Annotated in this window: 19 protein-coding genes and 1 pseudogene; 10 read left to right on the top strand and 10 right to left on the bottom strand. The window is 63.1% G+C overall.

The genetic code is table 11. The features are described 5' to 3' along the window. Positions 1–78: 78 nt before the first annotated feature. The gene (locus P0R31_RS30415) at positions 79–1,185 is read left to right on the top strand and encodes a CaiB/BaiF CoA transferase family protein (protein ID WP_275518176.1); all 1,107 of its coding nucleotides are present in this window, start codon (positions 79–81) and stop codon (positions 1,183–1,185) included. Positions 1,186–1,283: 98 nt separating this feature from the next. On the opposite strand, the gene hppD is transcribed toward P0R31_RS30415, so the two are convergent. Continuing rightward, positions 1,284–2,399, bottom strand: a complete 1,116-nt coding sequence (hppD, locus tag P0R31_RS30410) for a 4-hydroxyphenylpyruvate dioxygenase (RefSeq protein WP_275518175.1) — start codon at positions 2,397–2,399, stop codon at positions 1,284–1,286. A 121-nt stretch (positions 2,400–2,520) separates the two neighbouring features. Between hppD and P0R31_RS30405 the strand changes: the two genes are divergently transcribed. Together P0R31_RS30405 and P0R31_RS30400 are read left to right on the top strand one after the other, a co-directional pair. Further along, positions 2,521–3,000 (top strand): Lrp/AsnC family transcriptional regulator, encoded by a 480-nt coding sequence (locus tag P0R31_RS30405; RefSeq protein ID WP_275518174.1) that lies wholly within the window; start codon positions 2,521–2,523, stop codon positions 2,998–3,000. A 74-nt stretch (positions 3,001–3,074) separates the two neighbouring features. Beyond that, positions 3,075–3,386 carry a DUF1272 domain-containing protein gene (locus P0R31_RS30400; protein WP_275518173.1) on the top strand — a complete coding sequence of 104 codons (312 nt, stop codon included), beginning with the start codon at positions 3,075–3,077 and terminating at the stop codon, positions 3,384–3,386. A gap of 117 nt (positions 3,387–3,503) precedes the next feature. Here P0R31_RS30400 and fahA read toward each other — a convergent pair whose 3' ends face one another. The 5 genes from fahA to P0R31_RS30375 all read right to left on the bottom strand — a co-directional run bounded on the left by fahA (position 3,504) and on the right by P0R31_RS30375 (position 9,066). Continuing rightward, positions 3,504–4,772, bottom strand: coding sequence for a fumarylacetoacetase (fahA, locus tag P0R31_RS30395; RefSeq protein ID WP_275518172.1), 1,269 nt, complete (start codon positions 4,770–4,772; stop codon positions 3,504–3,506). Positions 4,773–4,880: 108 nt separating this feature from the next. After that, complete coding sequence (gene hmgA / locus P0R31_RS30390; RefSeq protein ID WP_275518171.1) at positions 4,881–6,227, bottom strand: homogentisate 1,2-dioxygenase; 1,347 nt, start codon at positions 6,225–6,227, stop codon at positions 4,881–4,883. Between the two features lie 2 nt (positions 6,228–6,229). Then, positions 6,230–7,186 carry an MBL fold metallo-hydrolase gene (locus P0R31_RS30385; protein WP_275518170.1) on the bottom strand — a complete coding sequence of 319 codons (957 nt, stop codon included), beginning with the start codon at positions 7,184–7,186 and terminating at the stop codon, positions 6,230–6,232. Positions 7,187–7,204: 18 nt separating this feature from the next. Continuing rightward, positions 7,205–7,429, bottom strand: coding sequence for a DUF2783 domain-containing protein (locus P0R31_RS30380; protein WP_275503143.1), 225 nt, complete (start codon positions 7,427–7,429; stop codon positions 7,205–7,207). 8 nt (positions 7,430–7,437) lie between these two features. Beyond that, a complete protein-coding gene (locus P0R31_RS30375) occupies positions 7,438–9,066 on the bottom strand; it encodes an FAD-dependent oxidoreductase (protein ID WP_275518168.1) in 1,629 nt (542 codons plus the stop codon). A gap of 110 nt (positions 9,067–9,176) precedes the next feature. Here P0R31_RS30375 and P0R31_RS30370 point away from each other — a divergent pair, with 110 nt between their 5' ends. The 4 genes and pseudogenes from P0R31_RS30370 (at position 9,177) to P0R31_RS30355 (ending at position 11,157) form a co-directional block, all read left to right on the top strand. Beyond that, entirely contained in the window at positions 9,177–9,719 is a 543-nt protein-coding gene (locus P0R31_RS30370) for a MarR family winged helix-turn-helix transcriptional regulator (protein WP_275518167.1), read from the top strand. Positions 9,720–9,808: 89 nt separating this feature from the next. Next, positions 9,809–10,528: a class I SAM-dependent methyltransferase gene (locus P0R31_RS30365; protein ID WP_430516877.1), complete on the top strand. Its 720-nt coding sequence runs from the start codon at positions 9,809–9,811 to the stop codon at positions 10,526–10,528. 107 nt (positions 10,529–10,635) lie between these two features. Next, positions 10,636–10,719: pseudogene (locus P0R31_RS30360) on the top strand (MarR family winged helix-turn-helix transcriptional regulator); the annotation flags it as partial. 81 nt (positions 10,720–10,800) lie between these two features. Then, complete coding sequence (locus P0R31_RS30355; protein WP_275518164.1) at positions 10,801–11,157, top strand: hypothetical protein; 357 nt, start codon at positions 10,801–10,803, stop codon at positions 11,155–11,157. A gap of 45 nt (positions 11,158–11,202) precedes the next feature. Here the strand turns inward: P0R31_RS30355 and P0R31_RS30350 are convergent, their stop codons facing one another. After that, entirely contained in the window at positions 11,203–11,607 is a 405-nt protein-coding gene (locus P0R31_RS30350; RefSeq protein ID WP_275518163.1) for a VOC family protein, read from the bottom strand. Between the two features lie 216 nt (positions 11,608–11,823). Here P0R31_RS30350 and P0R31_RS30345 point away from each other — a divergent pair, with 216 nt between their 5' ends. Next, positions 11,824–12,099, top strand: coding sequence for a hypothetical protein (locus P0R31_RS30345; RefSeq protein ID WP_157287004.1), 276 nt, complete (start codon positions 11,824–11,826; stop codon positions 12,097–12,099). Between the two features lie 40 nt (positions 12,100–12,139). Here the strand turns inward: P0R31_RS30345 and P0R31_RS30340 are convergent, their stop codons facing one another. After that, the gene (locus P0R31_RS30340) at positions 12,140–13,156 is read right to left on the bottom strand and encodes an adenylate/guanylate cyclase domain-containing protein (RefSeq protein WP_275518161.1); all 1,017 of its coding nucleotides are present in this window, start codon (positions 13,154–13,156) and stop codon (positions 12,140–12,142) included. Between the two features lie 270 nt (positions 13,157–13,426). Continuing rightward, positions 13,427–14,209, bottom strand: a complete 783-nt coding sequence (locus P0R31_RS30335; RefSeq protein ID WP_275518158.1) for an alpha/beta fold hydrolase — start codon at positions 14,207–14,209, stop codon at positions 13,427–13,429. Positions 14,210–14,548: 339 nt separating this feature from the next. Here P0R31_RS30335 and P0R31_RS30330 point away from each other — a divergent pair, with 339 nt between their 5' ends. Beyond that, complete coding sequence (locus P0R31_RS30330) at positions 14,549–14,746, top strand: hypothetical protein (protein ID WP_343299346.1); 198 nt, start codon at positions 14,549–14,551, stop codon at positions 14,744–14,746. 124 nt (positions 14,747–14,870) lie between these two features. Here P0R31_RS30330 and P0R31_RS30325 read toward each other — a convergent pair whose 3' ends face one another. Then, positions 14,871–15,677 carry an N-acyl homoserine lactonase family protein gene (locus tag P0R31_RS30325; RefSeq protein ID WP_275518156.1) on the bottom strand — a complete coding sequence of 269 codons (807 nt, stop codon included), beginning with the start codon at positions 15,675–15,677 and terminating at the stop codon, positions 14,871–14,873. Between the two features lie 346 nt (positions 15,678–16,023). Here P0R31_RS30325 and P0R31_RS30320 point away from each other — a divergent pair. Next, a partial coding sequence (locus P0R31_RS30320) for a caspase family protein (protein ID WP_275518154.1) occupies positions 16,024–16,819 on the top strand: 796 nt, incomplete at its 3' end.

The raw sequence follows: 16,819 nt of genomic DNA, 5'->3' as shown, positions 1-16,819 counted from the left end.
ATTAACTCGCTCAACAGAAGAAACGTCAGAGGCGATTGCCGACGCCGGCATGCGCCCGCGACCCGAGGAAACAACAACGTGCTCGACAAACCAGCCCCCACCTCCTCCGTCCGCAGCTCCGGCCCGCTCTCGGGCTTCCGCATCGTCGAATTCGCCGGCATCGGGCCCGGCCCGTTCGCCTGCATGATGCTTGCCGACATGGGCGCCGACGTCGTCACGCTCGACCGCGTCGGCGCGAAGAAGAGCATGAAGTCGGTGGCGGGGCGCGGCCGCAAGGTGATCGAGCTCGACCTCAAGGACAAGGCGGCGATCGCGCAAGTATTGGATCTGCTCGCAAGCGCGGACGCGCTGGTCGAGGGTTTTCGCCCCGGCGTGATGGAGCGGCTCGGCCTCGGGCCGGACGTCGTGCTCGCGCGCAACCCGAAGCTGGTCTATGGCCGCATGACCGGCTGGGGCCAGGAAGGCCCGCTCGCCAATGCGGCCGGCCACGACATCAATTACATCTCCATCACCGGCGCGCTGGCCGCGATCGGCACGAAGGAAGCGCCGGTGCCGCCGCTCAACCTGGTCGGCGATTTCGGCGGCGGTGCGCTCTATCTCGTCGTCGGCGTGCTCGCCGCACTGCTGGAAGCGCAGAGGTCGGGCAAGGGCCAGGTGGTGGACGCGGCGATGTGCGACGGCGCGGCCTCGCTGATGTCGTTCTTCTTCGACATGACCACGATGGGCCGCTGGACCGAGCAGCGCGACCAGAACTTCCTCGACGGCGGCGCGCATTTCTACGGCGTCTACGAATGCGCCTGCGGGCACTTCGTCTCGATCGGCTCGATCGAGCCGCAATTCTACGCGCTGCTGCGCGAGCATGCCGGCCTCACCGACGCCGATTTCGACGCGCAGATGGACCGCAAGGCCTGGCCGGCGCTGAAGGAGAAGCTCCGGTCCGTGTTCAAGAGCAAGACGCGCGAGGACTGGTGCAAGATCATGGAAGGCACCGACATCTGCTTCGCGCCGGTGCTGACCATGTCGGAGGCCACGCAACATCCGCACATGGTCGCCCGCAACGTCTTCATCGAGCGTCACGGCGTGAAGCAGCCGGCCCCTGCGCCGCGGTTCTCGCGCACGCCCTCGGCGGCACGCGAGCCGGAGGCGGCGGAGATCGGGGCGGTGATGAAGGCGTGGAAAGGCTGACGTCATTCCGGGGCGCTCGCGCTGCGAGCGAACCCGGAATCTGGAGATTGTCACATCGAGATTCCGGGTTCGCGCTGACGCGCGCCCCGGAATGACGGTCAGGCCGCATCCACCTTCAGCACCCCGCGCCGGATCTGATCCTCCTCGATCGATTCGAACAGGGCCTTGAAATTGCCCTCGCCAAAACCGTCGTCGCCCTTGCGCTGGATGAACTCGAAGAAGATTGGGCCGATCGCGTTGGCTGAGAAGATCTGCAGCAGCACCTTGGTCTGGCCGCCGTCGACCACGCCCTCGCCGTCGATCAGGATGCCGTTTTTCTTGAGTCGCGCGACGTCCTCGCCGTGCTTGGGCAGGCGCGTATCGATCTTCTCGAAATAGGTGTCGGGCGGCGACGGCATGAAGGGCAGGCCGGCCTCGCGCAGGCCTTCGATGGTGCGGTAGATGTCGCGGCAGCCGCAGGCGATGTGCTGGATGCCTTCGCCGCGATAGGTCTGCAGATATTCCTCGATCTGGCCGGAATCGCCGGCATCCTCGTTGATTGGAATACGGATCTTGCCGTCGGGGCTGGTCAGCGCGCGCGAGAACAGGCCGGAGGCGCGGCCCTCGATGTCGAAGAAGCGGATCTGGCGGAAGTTGAACAGTTTTTCGTAGAATCCCGCCCAGACATTCATGCGGCCGCGATGGACGTTGTGGGTGAGATGGTCGAGATAGAACAGGCCGGCGCCATGCGGCCTGGGATCGCGCGCGCCCAGCCATTCGAACTCGGCATCATAGGCGGAGCCCTTGGCACCGTAACGATCGACCAGATAAAGCAGGCTGCCGCCGATGCCCTTGATCGCGGGCACGTCCAACGTCTTCTGCGCGGACGATAGGTCGGCCGGCTCGGCGCCGAGCGCAATCGCGCGGTCATAGGCCGCCTTGGCATCGACGACGCGAAACGCCATCGATGGCGCACAGGGGCCGTGCGCGGCGACGAACTCATAGCCGTGGGTGCCGGGCTCCTCGTTGACGAGATAGTTGATGTCGCCCTGGCGATAGACCGTGATCTTCTTGGTTCTGTGCCGTGCGACGGGCGCATAGCCCATCAGCTTGAACAGCGCGTGCAACTCTTCCGGATTGGGATGGGCATATTCGACGAACTCGAAGCCGTCGGTACCCATCGGGTTGTCGGCACTCACTGTGGCCGGCGGTGCATCGTGCGGAAACGGACCCATGCTGTTCTCCCAAATGGCTGCTGGCAGGAACTATCCTTCATGAGCCATGCAATGAGCGTGCAAACGAGACGGGGTTCGGCTATTCTATGCACGATCCGTGCATCAAATGGACAAAACACGCATGATCAACGTGGATGCGTTCGACCTCAAGATCCTGGGTGCGCTGCAGGACGACGGCCGCCTCACCAACCAGGAGCTGGCCGACCTTGCAGGCCTGTCAGCCTCGCAATGCTCGCGACGGCGGATGCGGCTGGAGGAGGAGAAGGTCATCGCGGGCTACCACGCCGACCTCTCCAGCGAGGCGCTCGGCTTCGGCGTGATCGCCTTCATCCAGGTGGGACTGGCGACCCACTCGCCGGACAATTCGAAACGCTTCCGCGCGCTGGTGAACCGGATCGACGAAATCCAGGAGGCGTATTCGCTCACAGGCGATGCCGACTATGTGCTCAAGGCCGTGCTGCGCGATCTCAAGGGCCTGTCCAATCTCGTCAACGACGTCCTGATGCCGCACCCGAGCGTGGCGCATGTGCGCTCCTCGATCGTGCTTGATAGGCTGAAGGAGAGCTCGAAGCTGCCGCTGAGGGAGATCAAGCCCGGCTGAAATCGAGGGAACTATGGCATTCGCGGTGGCTGCACGATCTGCGATGATCGCAGCTCTAGTTGTGGAGATTCAACATGGCGCTCCAGCTGCGACCGAATTGCGAATATTGCGATTGCGACCTGCCGCCCGACGCGACCAATGCGCGGATCTGCTCCTATGAATGCACATTCTGTGCGGACTGCGTCGAGACCAAGCTGTTCAACGTCTGCCCGAATTGCGGCGGCGGCTTTGCCCCGCGCCCGATCAGGCCGGCGCAGGAATGGCGGCCGGGCGTGTGCACGGCCAGGCAGGCGCCGTCCGACAAGCGGGTGCATCTGAAGTACAGCCTGGAGGATGTCGCGGCGCATTGTGCGCGGGTGCGCGACGTGCCGCCGGAGAGGCGGTGAGCTCTGTCCACGCCGTCATTGCGAGGAGCCCTTGCGACGAAGCAATCCAGACTGCCGCTGCGATACTGGATTGCTTCGCTGCGCTCGCAATGACGGTGCTTGTGGCAGCGACCGCGGCTACTCCGCAGCCACGATCGTCCCCTCGACCTCGCCGAATCCGACGCGATAGCCGTTGCCCTGGCACCAGCCGCGCATGACGAGGCTGTCGCCGTCCTCCAGGAACGCGCGCCTGGCGCCGCCGGGCAGCTCGACCGGCTCGGTGCCGTTCCAGCTGATCTCGAGCAGGCTGCCGCGCTGGTTCTTCTCCGGGCCGGAGATGGTGCCGCTCCCTAAGAGATCGCCGACATTCATGGCGCAGCCGCTTGAGGCGTGGTGCATCAGCTGCTGCACCGAGGACCAGTACATGTACTTGAAATTGGTGTGGCTGATGCTGGCGGGCGCATTGGCACCCGCAGCGCGCAAGGAGACGTCGAGCGCGACATCGTAGTTCTGCGGCTTGGTCTGCTTGAGATAATCGAGCGGCACCGGCTGCTGCTCCGGCCCGTTCAAGCGGAACGGCTCCAACGCCTCGCGCGTCACCACCCAGGGGCTGATCGATGTCGCGAACGCCTTGGCGAGGAACGGGCCAAGCGGCACATATTCCCATTGCTGGATGTCGCGCGCGCTCCAGTCGTTGAGCAACACGAAGCCGAAAATCATCTCCTCGGCCTGTTGCTCCGTGAGCATGCCGCCCATCGGCGACGGCTGGCCGATGACGACGCCCATCTCCAGCTCGAAATCGAGCCGCTTGCACGGCGCAAAGCTCGGCAGCTCCACATTCGGCGGCTTCAGCTGCCCGCGCGGCCGCTTCACCTTCGTGCCGGAGACCACGACGGTCGATGCGCGGCCGTTATAGGCGATGGGCATATGCAGCCAGTTCGGCTGCAGCGCATTGTCCTTGCCGCGGAACATCACGCCGACATTGGTGGCATGCTCTTTTGACGAATAGAAATCGGTGTAGCCGGAGACGGTGAAGGGTAGATGCAGTCTGGCATCGCGCATCGGCACCAGGGCCAGCTTGCGCAGCTCCTCGTTGTCGCGCAATTCGGGATTGTCGTGCCGCAAAAGCTCGCTGATCCGCGCACGGGTCGTCGACCACACCTTCGGGCCCAACGACATGAACGGATTCAGGCTGCCTGCCGCAAAGGTCCCCGGCTGCCCGACATCGAGGCGGCCATCCTGCTCGAGCTCCCACAGATCAAGAATGTAGGCGCCGATGGCGACACCAACGCGCGGCGCCAATCCATTCGCCGAGAACACGCCATAGGGCAGGTTCTGGATCGGGAAGTCGGAGGCGGGATCGACGTCGATGAAGGAGCGGAGGCTGGGGTCGTTGGGGTGAGGCACGCGAATTCTCCAATCGGAAAATCGTCATGCCCGGGCTTGACCCGGGCATCCATCATTTCAAGAGGGATGGATCGCCGGGTCAAGCCCGGCGATGACGGACAGCGAAACTTACGGCCTATTCGGATCGAACTTCTTCTCCAGGCCGTTCCAGCAATCGGCGTAATCGTCCTGCAGAGTCGACGAGTTCGCCGCATGGGCGGTGACGCGCTGCGGGTAGCGGGTCTCGAACATGAAGGCCATGGTGCCGGTCAGCTTCACCGGCTTGAGCTCGCCATTGCTGGCATGCTCGAAGGCGTCGCGGTCGGGACCGTGCGGCAGCATGCAATTGTGCAAGGAGATGCCGCCGGGGACGAAGCCCTGCGGCTTGGCGTCGTAGACGCCGTAGATCAGGCCCATGAACTCGCTCATGATGTTCATGTGGTACCAGGGCGGCCGGAAGGTGTTTTCGGCGACCATCCAGCGCTCGGGGAAGATCACGAAGTCGATATTGGCGGTGCCCGCGGTCTCCGAGGGCGAGGTCAGCACCGTGAAGATCGAGGGATCGGGATGGTCGAAGCCGATCGCGCCGACGGGAGAGAAGGTGCGCAGATCATACTTGTACGGCGCATAATTACCGTGCCAGGCAACCACGTCGATCGGCGAATGCGGCAGGGCCGTCTTGAACAGCGAGCCACCCCATTTCACGTAGAGCTCGGTCGGCGTGTCCTTGTCCTCGTAGTTTGCCACCGGCGTCAGGAAGTCGCGCGCATTGGCAAGGCAATTGGCGCCGATCGGGCCGCGCTCCGGCAGTGTGAAGGCGCCGCCGTAATTTTCGCAGAGATAGCCGCGCGCCGGACCGTTCGGAATCTCGACGCGGAACTTGACGCCGCGCGGGATCACCACGATCTCGCCGGGCTCGGCATCGATGCGGCCGAACTCGGTGACGAGGCGCAGATTGCCCTGCTGCAGCACGAACATCAGCTCGCCGTCGGCATCATAGAAATGCTGATCCACCATCGACTTGGTGATGAGATAGACATGCGCGGCCATGCCGGCCTGCGTGTTGACGTCACCCGCCGTCGTCATGGTCTGCACGCCCTGCACGAAGGTGACCTCTTCCTTCGGCAGCGGCGTCGGATCCCAGCGCAGCTGCGCGATCGGCAGGTCGTATTCATGGCACGGCGCCGACCGCCACAGGCCGGCATCGACCTTCTCGAAGCGGCCGGAATGCTTCACGGAAGGGCGGATGCGGTAGAGCCAGGAGCGCTCATTGCTGCCGCGCGGCGCGGTGAAGGGCGAGCCCGAGAGCTGCTCGGCGTAGAGTCCGTAGGCGCAGCGCTGCGGCGAGTTGCGCCCGATCGGCAGCGCGCCCGGCAGCGCCTCGGTCTCGAAAGAGTTGCCGAAGCCGGACATGTAGCCCGGCGTCACCTGGGCCGAGCTGCGGATGATCTGGTCAGGCGAGGTATTGATGTTCATGGCTATCCTCCTCCTTGCAAGGCGGCCCACATTTCCTGATCGCGCTTGTCGGTCCAGATCACGGGGTCGTCGATACCGGACGCCTCGTCGTAGGCGCGCGACACGTTGAACGGCAGGCAGTGCTCGTAAATGGCGAAGCTCGAGAATTTCGGATCCATCACCTCGCGCGTCGCCGCCATCGATTCCTTCAAGCTGCGGCCCTTGGCGACCGAGATTTCGGCCGCGCCATAGAGCGAGGTGACGAAGTCGCGCGTCATCGCGATGGCCTCGCGCACGGTAGCGGTGCCCTTCAGCGCATCGCCGCGCCCCGGCGCGATCGCCTTCGGATTGAAATTGCGGATCTCGTTCAGCGTCATCGGCCATTCGCGCAAATGCGCATCGCCGCAATAGCAGGCCGAGTGATATTCGATGAGGTCGCCGGAGAACATCACCTCCGCATCCGGCACCCAGGCGACGATGTCGCCGGAGGTGTGGCCGGCGCCGAGCTGCATCAGGCGCACCTCGCGTTTTCCCAGGTAGATCGACATCTCGCCTTCGAAGGTCAGCGTCGGCCAGGTCAGGCCCGGAATGCTCTGCGCATCCTGGAACAGGCGCGGAAAGCGGCCGTACTCGGAATCCCAATCCTGCTTGCCGCGCTCTTCGATGAGACGATAGGTCTCTTGCGACGCGACGATGCCTTGCGCGTGATAGGCAGAGGCGCCCAGCACGCGCACGGCGTGATAGTGCGACAGCACGACATATTTGATCGGCTTGTCGGTCACGGCGCGCACCCGCTCGATCACCTTGTTCGCCATCGCCGGCGTTGCCTGGGCGTCGAACACGAGGCAGCCGTCGTCGCCGACGATCACGGCCGTGTTGGGATCGCCCTCGGCGGTGAAGGCATAGAGATCGGTGCCGATCTCGGAGAAGGTGATCTTCTTCTCGGAGAGATCGCCGGTGGATGCGAAGTTCTTCGCCATGAATTCGTCCTTACGAGGCTATTGTTGTTGCTGTTGTTGCTGCTGGCCGTCGATCATGCGGCGCTTGGCGAGCCCGATCGCCTCGCGCAGCACGTCGATGTCGCCGATATGGTTGGCGAGGATCAGCACCAGCGCCGCGTCGAAATCGGCGCTCTGTTCCTCGGTCAGGTCGCGATGCGCCTCGACGATGGCACGGAACGCATCGTCGGGGCGCGCGAAGTTCGAGCTGGTGGAGAGCGGCATGCGGAACCTCAATACAAACCTTCGGCTCGCGCCAGCGCCGCCGCGATCGCCGAACGCGTCGGATGGCGGAAGCGCGCCGCGACATAACCGTCGGGCCTCAGCAGGTAGGCGGCACCCGGCTCGGCGCCGTAGCGCTTTGCAACCAGGCCTGAGGGATCGGCAAGTCCGTCCTTGACACCAATGCGGATGCCCTTGATGCCGGCAGGCGCATCGATCGGCGCGCCATTGCTGAACGACAGCAAAGTGAAATCCGTTCCACCCTTGCGGAAGGCGTCCGTCAGATAGATCGGCTCGCCGGCGGGCGTTGCGGCGGGCGCGTCGAGCATCGAACTGCCGGGCGAGGGTCCACCGCGCCACGTATCCGCATCGAGCGAGGACAGCGGCGTCTCGTAGCTGCACGGCACGGAGAGCCGGCCGCCATTGACCATGCGCTTGCCGAATTCGGTCTCCTTGGCCAGCGACAGCACCGCCTTGCGCAACCGCGCCTCCTGATGCGAGTTCGGCGCCATGAAGTCGGTCGAGCGGGTGGATTCGCGGATGTTCTCGTCGGCCGCCATGCTGCGCTCGAGATGGTAGCTCTCCAGCAGGCTCGCGGGCGATTTGCCGCGCAGCACGCGGTCGAGCTTCCAGGACAGATTCTCCGCGTCTTCGAGTCCCGAGTTGGCGCCACGCGCGCCGAAGGGCGAGACCTGATGCGCGGAATCGCCGGCGAAGATCACGCGGCCATGGATGAAGCGATCCATCCGCCGGCACTGGAACTTGTAGAGCGAAATCCACTCGAACTCGAATTTGTCATGGCCCAGCATGCGCGCGATCCGCGGCCGCACGTTTTCCGGCTTCTTCTCGAGAACCGGATCGGCGTAACGGTTAAGCTGGAGATCGATGCGCCAGACGTCGTCGGGCTGCCGGTGCAGCAGCGCCGAACGCCCGGCATGGAACGGCGGATCGAACCAGAACCAGCGCTCGGTCGGAAATTCCGCGGTCATCTTGACGTCCGCGATCAGGAACTGGTCCTCGAACACCTGGCCGGCGAATTCCGCACCAACCATCTGCCGCAGCGAGGAGCGCGCGCCGTCGCAGGCGATGACATAGCGCGCATTCAGGCGATAGGCGCCCTCCGGCGTCTCGATCGTCAGCAGGGCGGAATCGTTGCGCTGCTCGAGCGCCGTCACCTTGTTGCGCCAACGCAGGTCGATCTCCGGCAGCTCGTTGATGCGATCGACCAGATAGGCCTCGGCATAGTATTGCTGGAGATTGATGAAGGCCGGCCGCTTGTGGCCGTCTTCCGGCAGGAGGTTGAACTGATAGAGCTGGGACTCGCCATGGAAGATCCGCCCGACGCTCCACACCACGCCCTTCTCGACCATGCGGTCGCCGACGCCGAGCCGGTCCCAATATTCCAGCGACCGCTTCGAGAAGCAGATCGCGCGCGAGCCCTCGCCGATGCGGTCGGCATCATCAAGCAGCACGACGCGCTGGCCGCGCTGGGCGAGATCGATCGCCAGCGACAAGCCGACCGGGCCCGCACCGACGATCACGACCGGATGCGCCGCGGGGCTCGACCCGGGACGGCCCTGATCGGGGTGACGGCGATAGCCGAACTGGGTTTTGGCGTGAGGGGTATTGGCCGGCGCCATACACGAACCTCGGCTCTGGTCAGGACAGGATCGATCTGCTAGATAGTCTCACGTGCAACTATTTTGGACCGGAGCCGGCCGGCCGTCAACTGGAATTCGGAGCAATCTCCTTGGCGAGGACATCCAGCGACATCGCGCTCAAGGCGCGCGCGGCCGACGAGGCTTCGACGAGGCCAAAGCCGCGGCTCGATCTGTTCAAGTTCGTGCCGTTCCGGCTCAACCGACTCGCAGCGGAGGTCAGTTCCGCGCTGTCGGTCGAATATCAGGAGCGCCACGGCCTCGACATTCCGGCCTGGCGCGTCATCGCCACGCTCGGCTTCCGCGTTGATGCCTGCAGCGCGCAATACATCGCGCAGTGCACCCGCACGCACAAATCGACCATCAGCCGCGCGGTGACGACGCTGCTTGGCGACGGCCTGATCGAGCGGGTCGAGAACGAAGCCGACCGCCGCGAATTCCGCCTGCAACTGACCAGCAAGGGCCGCGCGCTCTACGAGGAGCTGTTCCCGCAATTGCTGCGGCGGGAGGACGAAATCCTCGCCTGCCTCTCGGCGCAGGAGCGCAAGCAGCTCTCGGCGCTGCTCGGCAAGATCGAGCAGAGCCTCGATCTGATCCAGACCAGCGAAGAGGCCGACGCCAAGCAGGCGTATTAGGGCGCCCACCCATAGGGCGCAGACGTCAGCTTTTGGGAGTCCGGTTGAGAAAGCTAGGTAGGACCGTGACGGCAGCAACGTATATTGCGATGCTACTTGTGGCGTTTGCCGCGACTCGCGCACACGCCGCTGACATAGGTCATCTGGCTCCCCCTGGAGTCGCTGCAAACGAGTTTCCCTCACCCCAGCGTCCTGTCGCACGGATCGTCAGCCCGCGCCGCTCCGCCGAAGAGCGCCGCGACGCCCTCAATGAGGCCGGTCAAATCGCGCGCGTTCTTGAACTGAAACCAGGTATGACAGTCGGCGACATTGGAGCAGGCAGCGGCTACCACACGGTCAGGCTCTCGCACCTCGTCGGCCCCGCCGGCTCTGTCGTTGCCCAGGACGTCACGCGGGATTACCTCGTCGAACTCGCCAGGCGAACAAGACTTCTGAAGTTGACGAACGTGCAATTCGCGCTCGGCGAACCACACGACCCGCGTCTGCCCGCTTCCTCGCTGGACGCCGCAATCCTTGTGCATATGTATCACGAGATAGCCCAACCGTATGCCTTCCTCTACAATCTCGCGCCCGCCTTGAAGCAAGGTGCGCGGGTCGGAATTGTCGATCTTGAGCTTCCGACCTCGAAGCATGGCACGCCAATTGAGCTCTTGCGCTGCGAGTTGACCGCCCTCGACTATCGCGAGATCGCCACTTATAAGCTCGCAGGGGACGGAGGATACCTCGCAGTATTCTCTCCTCCGGAGCTGGCGGCTCGAAAATCTCCTCGCGACATCGTTGCTTGCCCGGATCCTGCCGGTGCTCGTTGACATCGCGTCCGCCGCCCGTCTCGGCGCGTAGGATCGGTTGAGCCCTTGCGAAACCTATCATGCGTCATCGCGGATGGATCGATGGGTTTCGCAAGGGCTCAACCCATCTACGAGCTCTGCTCGGCAAGATCGAGCAGAGCCTCGATCTGATCCAGACCAGCGAAGAGGCCGACGCCAAGCAGGCGTATTAGCGGCCGATATGTTGATTCATATCAATGGTCATCCCCAATGCCTCGAGATCAATTGCCGCTTGATCCCGAGGGGAGATGCGCATGCGGATATTAGCTCTCGCTGCTGTCGTGAGCCTGACGCCGGCTACGGCCTTCGCCATCTCCGAGTGCAGAGTCACCGGTAACCCATCCGTGTTTGGCGTGGACATGACGGCCTACTTCACGGTTAGGTCGGGCGAAACGTGCAATTTCCCGATGCGGATTCCGGGAGCAATGCATCGATCGGGCGTGTCCCGGAAACCTGCGCACGGCACGCTCAGACAGGTCAACGTCACGACGTTCAGGTACACCGCGGCATCCGGCTACAAGGGCAACGATACGTTCGCCATCTATGGTGAAGGAAAGGGTCCATACGGCTCGGGCCGATCGGTCATGACCGTGAGTGCAACGATAGAGTGAGAGCTGCGAACGAGCCGTCGTTGAGCGAGCCGCAATGTCCGACTGTCAAGATCGAATAGGCTGCCCAATTCCAAGAAGGTTGCCTTCGCTGTCGCGGAACCATGCGCCTCTCTCACCGATGCCCTTGCTTGCGTAATTCCCAGCTATCTCGGCGATCCCGTCAACGGTCTTCAGGCCGGGCAAGTCGTATTCCTCGAACTTTGCTCCCCTTGCACGAAGTTCCCGCACCGTCGATTCGATGTCCTCGACTTCCCAGCCCATCTGCGTGTGCGTGCCGGATTGCACTCCGGCCGAGATGAATATTGCAAACTCTCCGCTTGCGCAGACGTAGCGCAGACCACCTTCGCGCTGTTCGACCGGGTCGAGCCCGAGTTTCTCGGAATAGAACGCCCGCGCCCGATCTAAATCCTTGGCTGGAAGACGGGCGGCGACCTTCGCTTTTTCTAGCATCCTTCTCTCCTTCTGAGTTCGTCAGGGGCGTCATTTGTCGGGCCGTGCTGACCGGATAGCGGCATGATGGGCCAACTCCGGACTTGCGCAGTGCAGCAGATGCCGACCGGTCGCCGGGGAACGACCTACATGTAACCACTGGGCAGAGCATCTGGCGCTTCTGAATTTGGCGACCAACTAAGTTTTGTGGACCGCGCCTGATCCCGTGAGGAAAACATGATCATTGTCCTCTACGTCGCCGCAGGCCTCATCATGGCCGTCGGAAGCCTCTTTTTCGCGTGGCGAAACAGGGAATTTCGCAAATTCTTGGCAGGCGCATTCTTTGTATCATCAGGCATCTTGTTCTATCTCTTTGTCGCCGAAGTTTCTGTGCCTCTGTTGGGAACAGACTTCGTCGAGACACCGCTGGTCAGCGGCGGCCGTTCCGTCGTCCATTTCATTCTCTTCTTGGTCTGCCTTTACTTTGGCTTCATCAGGCAGCCGAAGACCTAGAGTTCACCTCAATCTTTCGTATTGCTACTGAGCAAGGGGCTCACGCGTCGGTCAATGGACGGCGCTCGACGGCGAGCACGTCGATTGGCGCGCGGCGTCCGCGCAACCGCGTTGGCCCCAATGGTTCGACCACAAGGTCGGCGGTAGGATTCGCCAAGCGCAACAGGTCGGCTGAAACAAGCAGCGGTCGATCGATCTCCTTGCAATGCTCCTGCAACCGCGCCGCGACGTTCACGGTATCGCCAAAATAGGCAATCTGTCGGCGTGAATCGCCGCATTCGCTGATCGCCACCAAGCCGGCATGCATTCCTCCGCGAAAGCGTGGCACTATGCCGAATTCGCGAACATAAAAAGCGGCGTGGTCGACAATCCTGTCCTGGATGGCGAAGAAGCAACCGATACAGCGCCGCGCCGACAGATTGGCAGTCACCCGCCATGTAACGATAACCTCGTCCCCGACGTAGGCGTGCACCTCGCCGCCATGAGCGAGGATGACTTCATCTATGTCGAAAAACACGCGGGTGAGAAGCTCCTGTATTCGCAACTCGCCCATCGACTCGGCGAGTGATGTCGAGCCTACAAGATCGAGAAACAATAGCGCGCGCTCTTCACGCGTCGGACGCCGGTATCGACCGAGGACGACGCTGAGAAGAACACGGCCGCCGATAAGCCGTATCAATTCGTAGGCCGAGCTGATCAGCATTGACATCAAGAAAGCGACGCCGACGATGCGAGGCAGGCCCGCCGCGAGCCACGCGGCGTCAATCCGGTGTCCATAGAGTGCGGCTTGCAGCCCAATCGCAGCCACCGCGACCACGATGGCCATGACGACAGATTTGACGAGCAGTTCGCCGACGAGCGGCCATTTCGTCACCCACGCGCTGCTGCGCGAGGTGAAATGGAGGTGAACCGCCCAAGCCGCGAGTGCGACACCCATCCCATGCAGGCCGCTGCGGAGGTAGTTTGCAAGCGTAGCTTCGCCCGGGTCGTCGACAAGGTAACGATAGATGCCGCCCGCAAGCAATCCTATTCCAGCCAATACGATAGTGGGCGCCAACGATCTCCGCATGTCGCTTCCACAGTCAGCGGGGGCAGAACAAGTATCACCTCGCTTCGCGCCGTTCAGCCTACATCAATTTGAGCCTTGATCGGCAATTTCACAATGCGGAGCATAGGCAGCTTCGGGGCATTCGAGACAGGCCAGGTCTGCTCTACTCTCGAAGCAGACGCGGTGAACGATCAGCTCTGTCGCCTGGTGCGTTGGCTATCGTGATGCCACGGCGTGAGTGAGGCGGTCGATCGCCGCACTGCCCGGCAGCGATAACGCTTACCTGTGTCTTCGCACGTAGAGCGCGATAAACCGATCGATCATCGGGTTGATCTGCTCCGGCACCTCAAGCGACAGGAAATGCCCGGAGCCGACGGCCTTGGCCGTGACCAGTTGCGGACACAGCGCCGCAAAACGATCCAGATCCGCGAGCCGATGGGCCGCTTCGATGTAGAGCAGTGGGACCCGGCACGCCTGGGCGCACTCACGCGCCCGATGCAAATCCCAGGGGAACAGACCTGTAAACGTGGACACCAGCACGTGCTGTGGCGTCGCCAGAAAGGTCTGTTCAACACGGGCGCGGCATCTGTCGGTCGGCAGACAGGAGTCCGCCACGATCCTCCGCACCTCGCTGGCAAAATCCGCGCCCCGTAAGCCCTCCAGATAACCGGCGAACACCGCCCCTGCCGAGGCAGGGAAGAGCACCCCTGAATCGAGCAACACCAGACCTGCAGGAAAGTCCGGATAGCGGGCGGCGATTTCGAGCGCCATGTTGCCGCCCATGCTTTGACCCACGATGACCGGATTGGTGATCTGCTGCCGGTTGCACAGCCAGACGAGATCGTCGGCGAAGCCTTCGATCGAATATTCCTGTTGCGGCTTGTCGCTCTCGCCATGCCCCCGCAGCTCGGCATTCAACGCCCGACCCTGGCGGGCGAAATACTCCATCTGCGGCGCAAAATGCGTGCGATCCCCGCCCAGGCCATGGACGAACAGGAATTGAAGTGGTCCCTCGCCTGCAATGTCAAACGACAGCTGCACGCCATCACGCGCGAGTTTCATAGGCCATCTCCAGACTTTTCAGAGGGGCGTCCGCTGCACCATCCGCTTGCCAGGTCGACTGAGGGCCACAGGCCGAAGTGCCGTTACCCGTTGAAGGAGCGGCTTCCGCTCGGTCCAAGCCTCACGACAGCCTCTCCTGATCCGCCACTTCGATGTAGATATCGACCTCTGAAGTCCTGCCGGATACGAGCATGATCGCGCCCCTTTAGAGGTTGGATGATTGCAGTCGCCGGGAACGGCTCGTGAGCCAAATTGTGATCCCCTTGCTTAACATCCTTTGAGCGACACCGCAAAAGTATCGAAACGACTGTCATCGTTAGCCACTTCGATCAAGGCAACATGACCGTCGGCGGCACGACGCCGGAGCACGATCTGATCGACGTGCGCGACTACGGCTTTGCGGACTGGAGTGCGCTGAAGAGCCTGATCAGCGACGACAGCTCGGGCAATGCCGTGATTCTCCTGACGGCCAGCGACACGATTACCCTTCAGGGCGTCCATACGGCGGACCTACACGCGACCGATTTCATCGTCTGAAGCATGATCCGGAAACGTGCAAGTGCGGTTTGCCGGAAAGGCTATGCGCAACGACAAGCTGAAGCGCGATGACGTCTGGATTCCGGGTTCGCGCTCGCGCGTCCCCGGAATGACAGCTTCGCCGTCACTTCGCAAACGAGCGCGTCGGCGGCAAATGCAGCGCCCAGACATCGACCTTCTCGCTGGCGCGGGGATAGATCTCCGTCACGATCGGATCATGACCGGGGATAAACCTGTCGGGATGGCCGGCGAGGCGCTCGATCGTGTCCCAGCCTTGCGCCATGTCGCCGACATTGTAGACGATCGGGAACGGGCTCCTGCGCTGCAGATTGGCGTAGTAATGCGCGGCATCGGAGGCCAGCACCACGGAGCCGCGCGCAGTCTCGACCTTCACCACCTGCAAGCCGTCGGAATGGCCGCCGACGCGGTGCACGGTCACGCCGGGAGCAACCTCGCCGTCGCCGGAATAGAAGGTCACGCGCTCGCCATAGACGTGGCGCACCATCAGCGTGACATGCTCGACCGAGAACGGGTGGCGCAGCAAGCCGTTGCACATGCAGCGCCCGGTGGCGTAGGTCATCTCGCGCTCCTGCAGATGGAAGCGCGCGTTGGGAAAGCGGTCGAGATTGCCGGCGTGGTCGTAATGCAGATGCGTCACGATGACGTCACGAATGGCCGACGCCGCGACGCCGAAACGCTCCAGCGCATCGACGGGATTGAGCGTGAGCTTGCGCGCCCGCGCGCTCGCCTCCTCGGCGTTGAAGCCGGTATCGACCAGAATGTCGCGGCCGTGCCCTCGAACCAGCCAGACGAAATAATCGAGGTCCTGCGCCGCGCTGTCATGCGGGTCGGGCACGAGGAAGTTCATGTGGGGGGTGCGCGGCGACATCGTCGCATAGCGCAGGGCGTAGATCTCGTAGACGTTTCCCATGGGCTCGCTTTTTTTTAGAGTTGGATCCTGGACGATCGCGCACACCAAGCCACCGCCGGCAGGAAAGGTCAAACCCGGAGGCGAGGCTGCAATGTGAGATCGATCACGTCTTCACCGCCCTGGCTGCGCTAGGGTCCGCCGACAGCATCGAGGTACCGAGGACCGTCATGACAACCCATCCATTCCTCTCGCGGCATGCCCATCCGCTGCGGTCCATCATCGGGATAAGGTCGAATCTCCAAGCAGTTGACGCCCTCCGTCCCCGGTTTGATAATGAGGTAAGCGTAAGTTAAGGTCGCCGCGGCGCAAGCTGGAACGGCGCCCTTTTGGCTGGACCGCGCTGATTATGAAAATTCGCTTCTTTTTTCTTCTGCCCTTGCTGATCTCGCTCGTCCCGACGGCCCCCTCGCTTGCGGCCGGCGACCGTTTTGCGCTGGTCATCGGCAACGCCAAATATCCGGATGCGGATGCCCCGCTGAAGGAACCGATCAACGATGCGCGCGCCGTCGCCGACGAGCTCAAGCGCGATGGCTTTTCGGTCGAGCTCGGCGAGAATCTGACCGGCGACGCCATGCGCCGCGCCTTCGACAAGCTCTACGGCAAGATCAAGCCGGGCTCGGTCGCGCTGGTGTTCTTCTCGGGTTTCGGCATCCAGTCCGCGCGCCAGAGCTACCTGCTGCCGGTGGATGCGCAGATCTGGACCGAGTCCGACGTGCGCCGCGATGGCTTCAGCCTCGAGACGGTCCTCGGCGAGCTCAACACCCGCGGCGCCGGCGTCAAGATCGCGCTGGTCGATGCGTCCAGGCGCAACCCGTTCGAGCGCCGGTTCCGCAGCTTCTCAGCGGGCCTGACCCCGGTGATCGCACCGAACGGCACGCTGGTGATGTACTCGGCGGCGCTGGCCTCGGTGGTCTCGGACGCCGGCGGCGACCGCAGCCTGTTCGTCCAGGAGCTGCTGAAGGAAATCCGCGTTCCCGACCTGATGGCCGAGGAGACGCTGAACCGCACCAAGATGGGCGTCACCCGCGCCTCGCGCGGCGAGCAGGTGCCGTGGATTTCCTCGTCGTTGGCCGAAGATTTCTCGTTCATTCCGGGCGCCGGCGGATCGCGCCCCTCGACGCCGCCGCCCGCACCTCCCGCTG

The organism is Bradyrhizobium yuanmingense (assembly GCF_029167105.1).
Classification (GTDB): Bacteria; Pseudomonadota; Alphaproteobacteria; order Rhizobiales; family Xanthobacteraceae; genus Bradyrhizobium; species Bradyrhizobium yuanmingense_A.
Note: the sequence above shows the minus strand (reverse complement) of the source record. Positions and strands in the feature narration are given on the sequence as shown.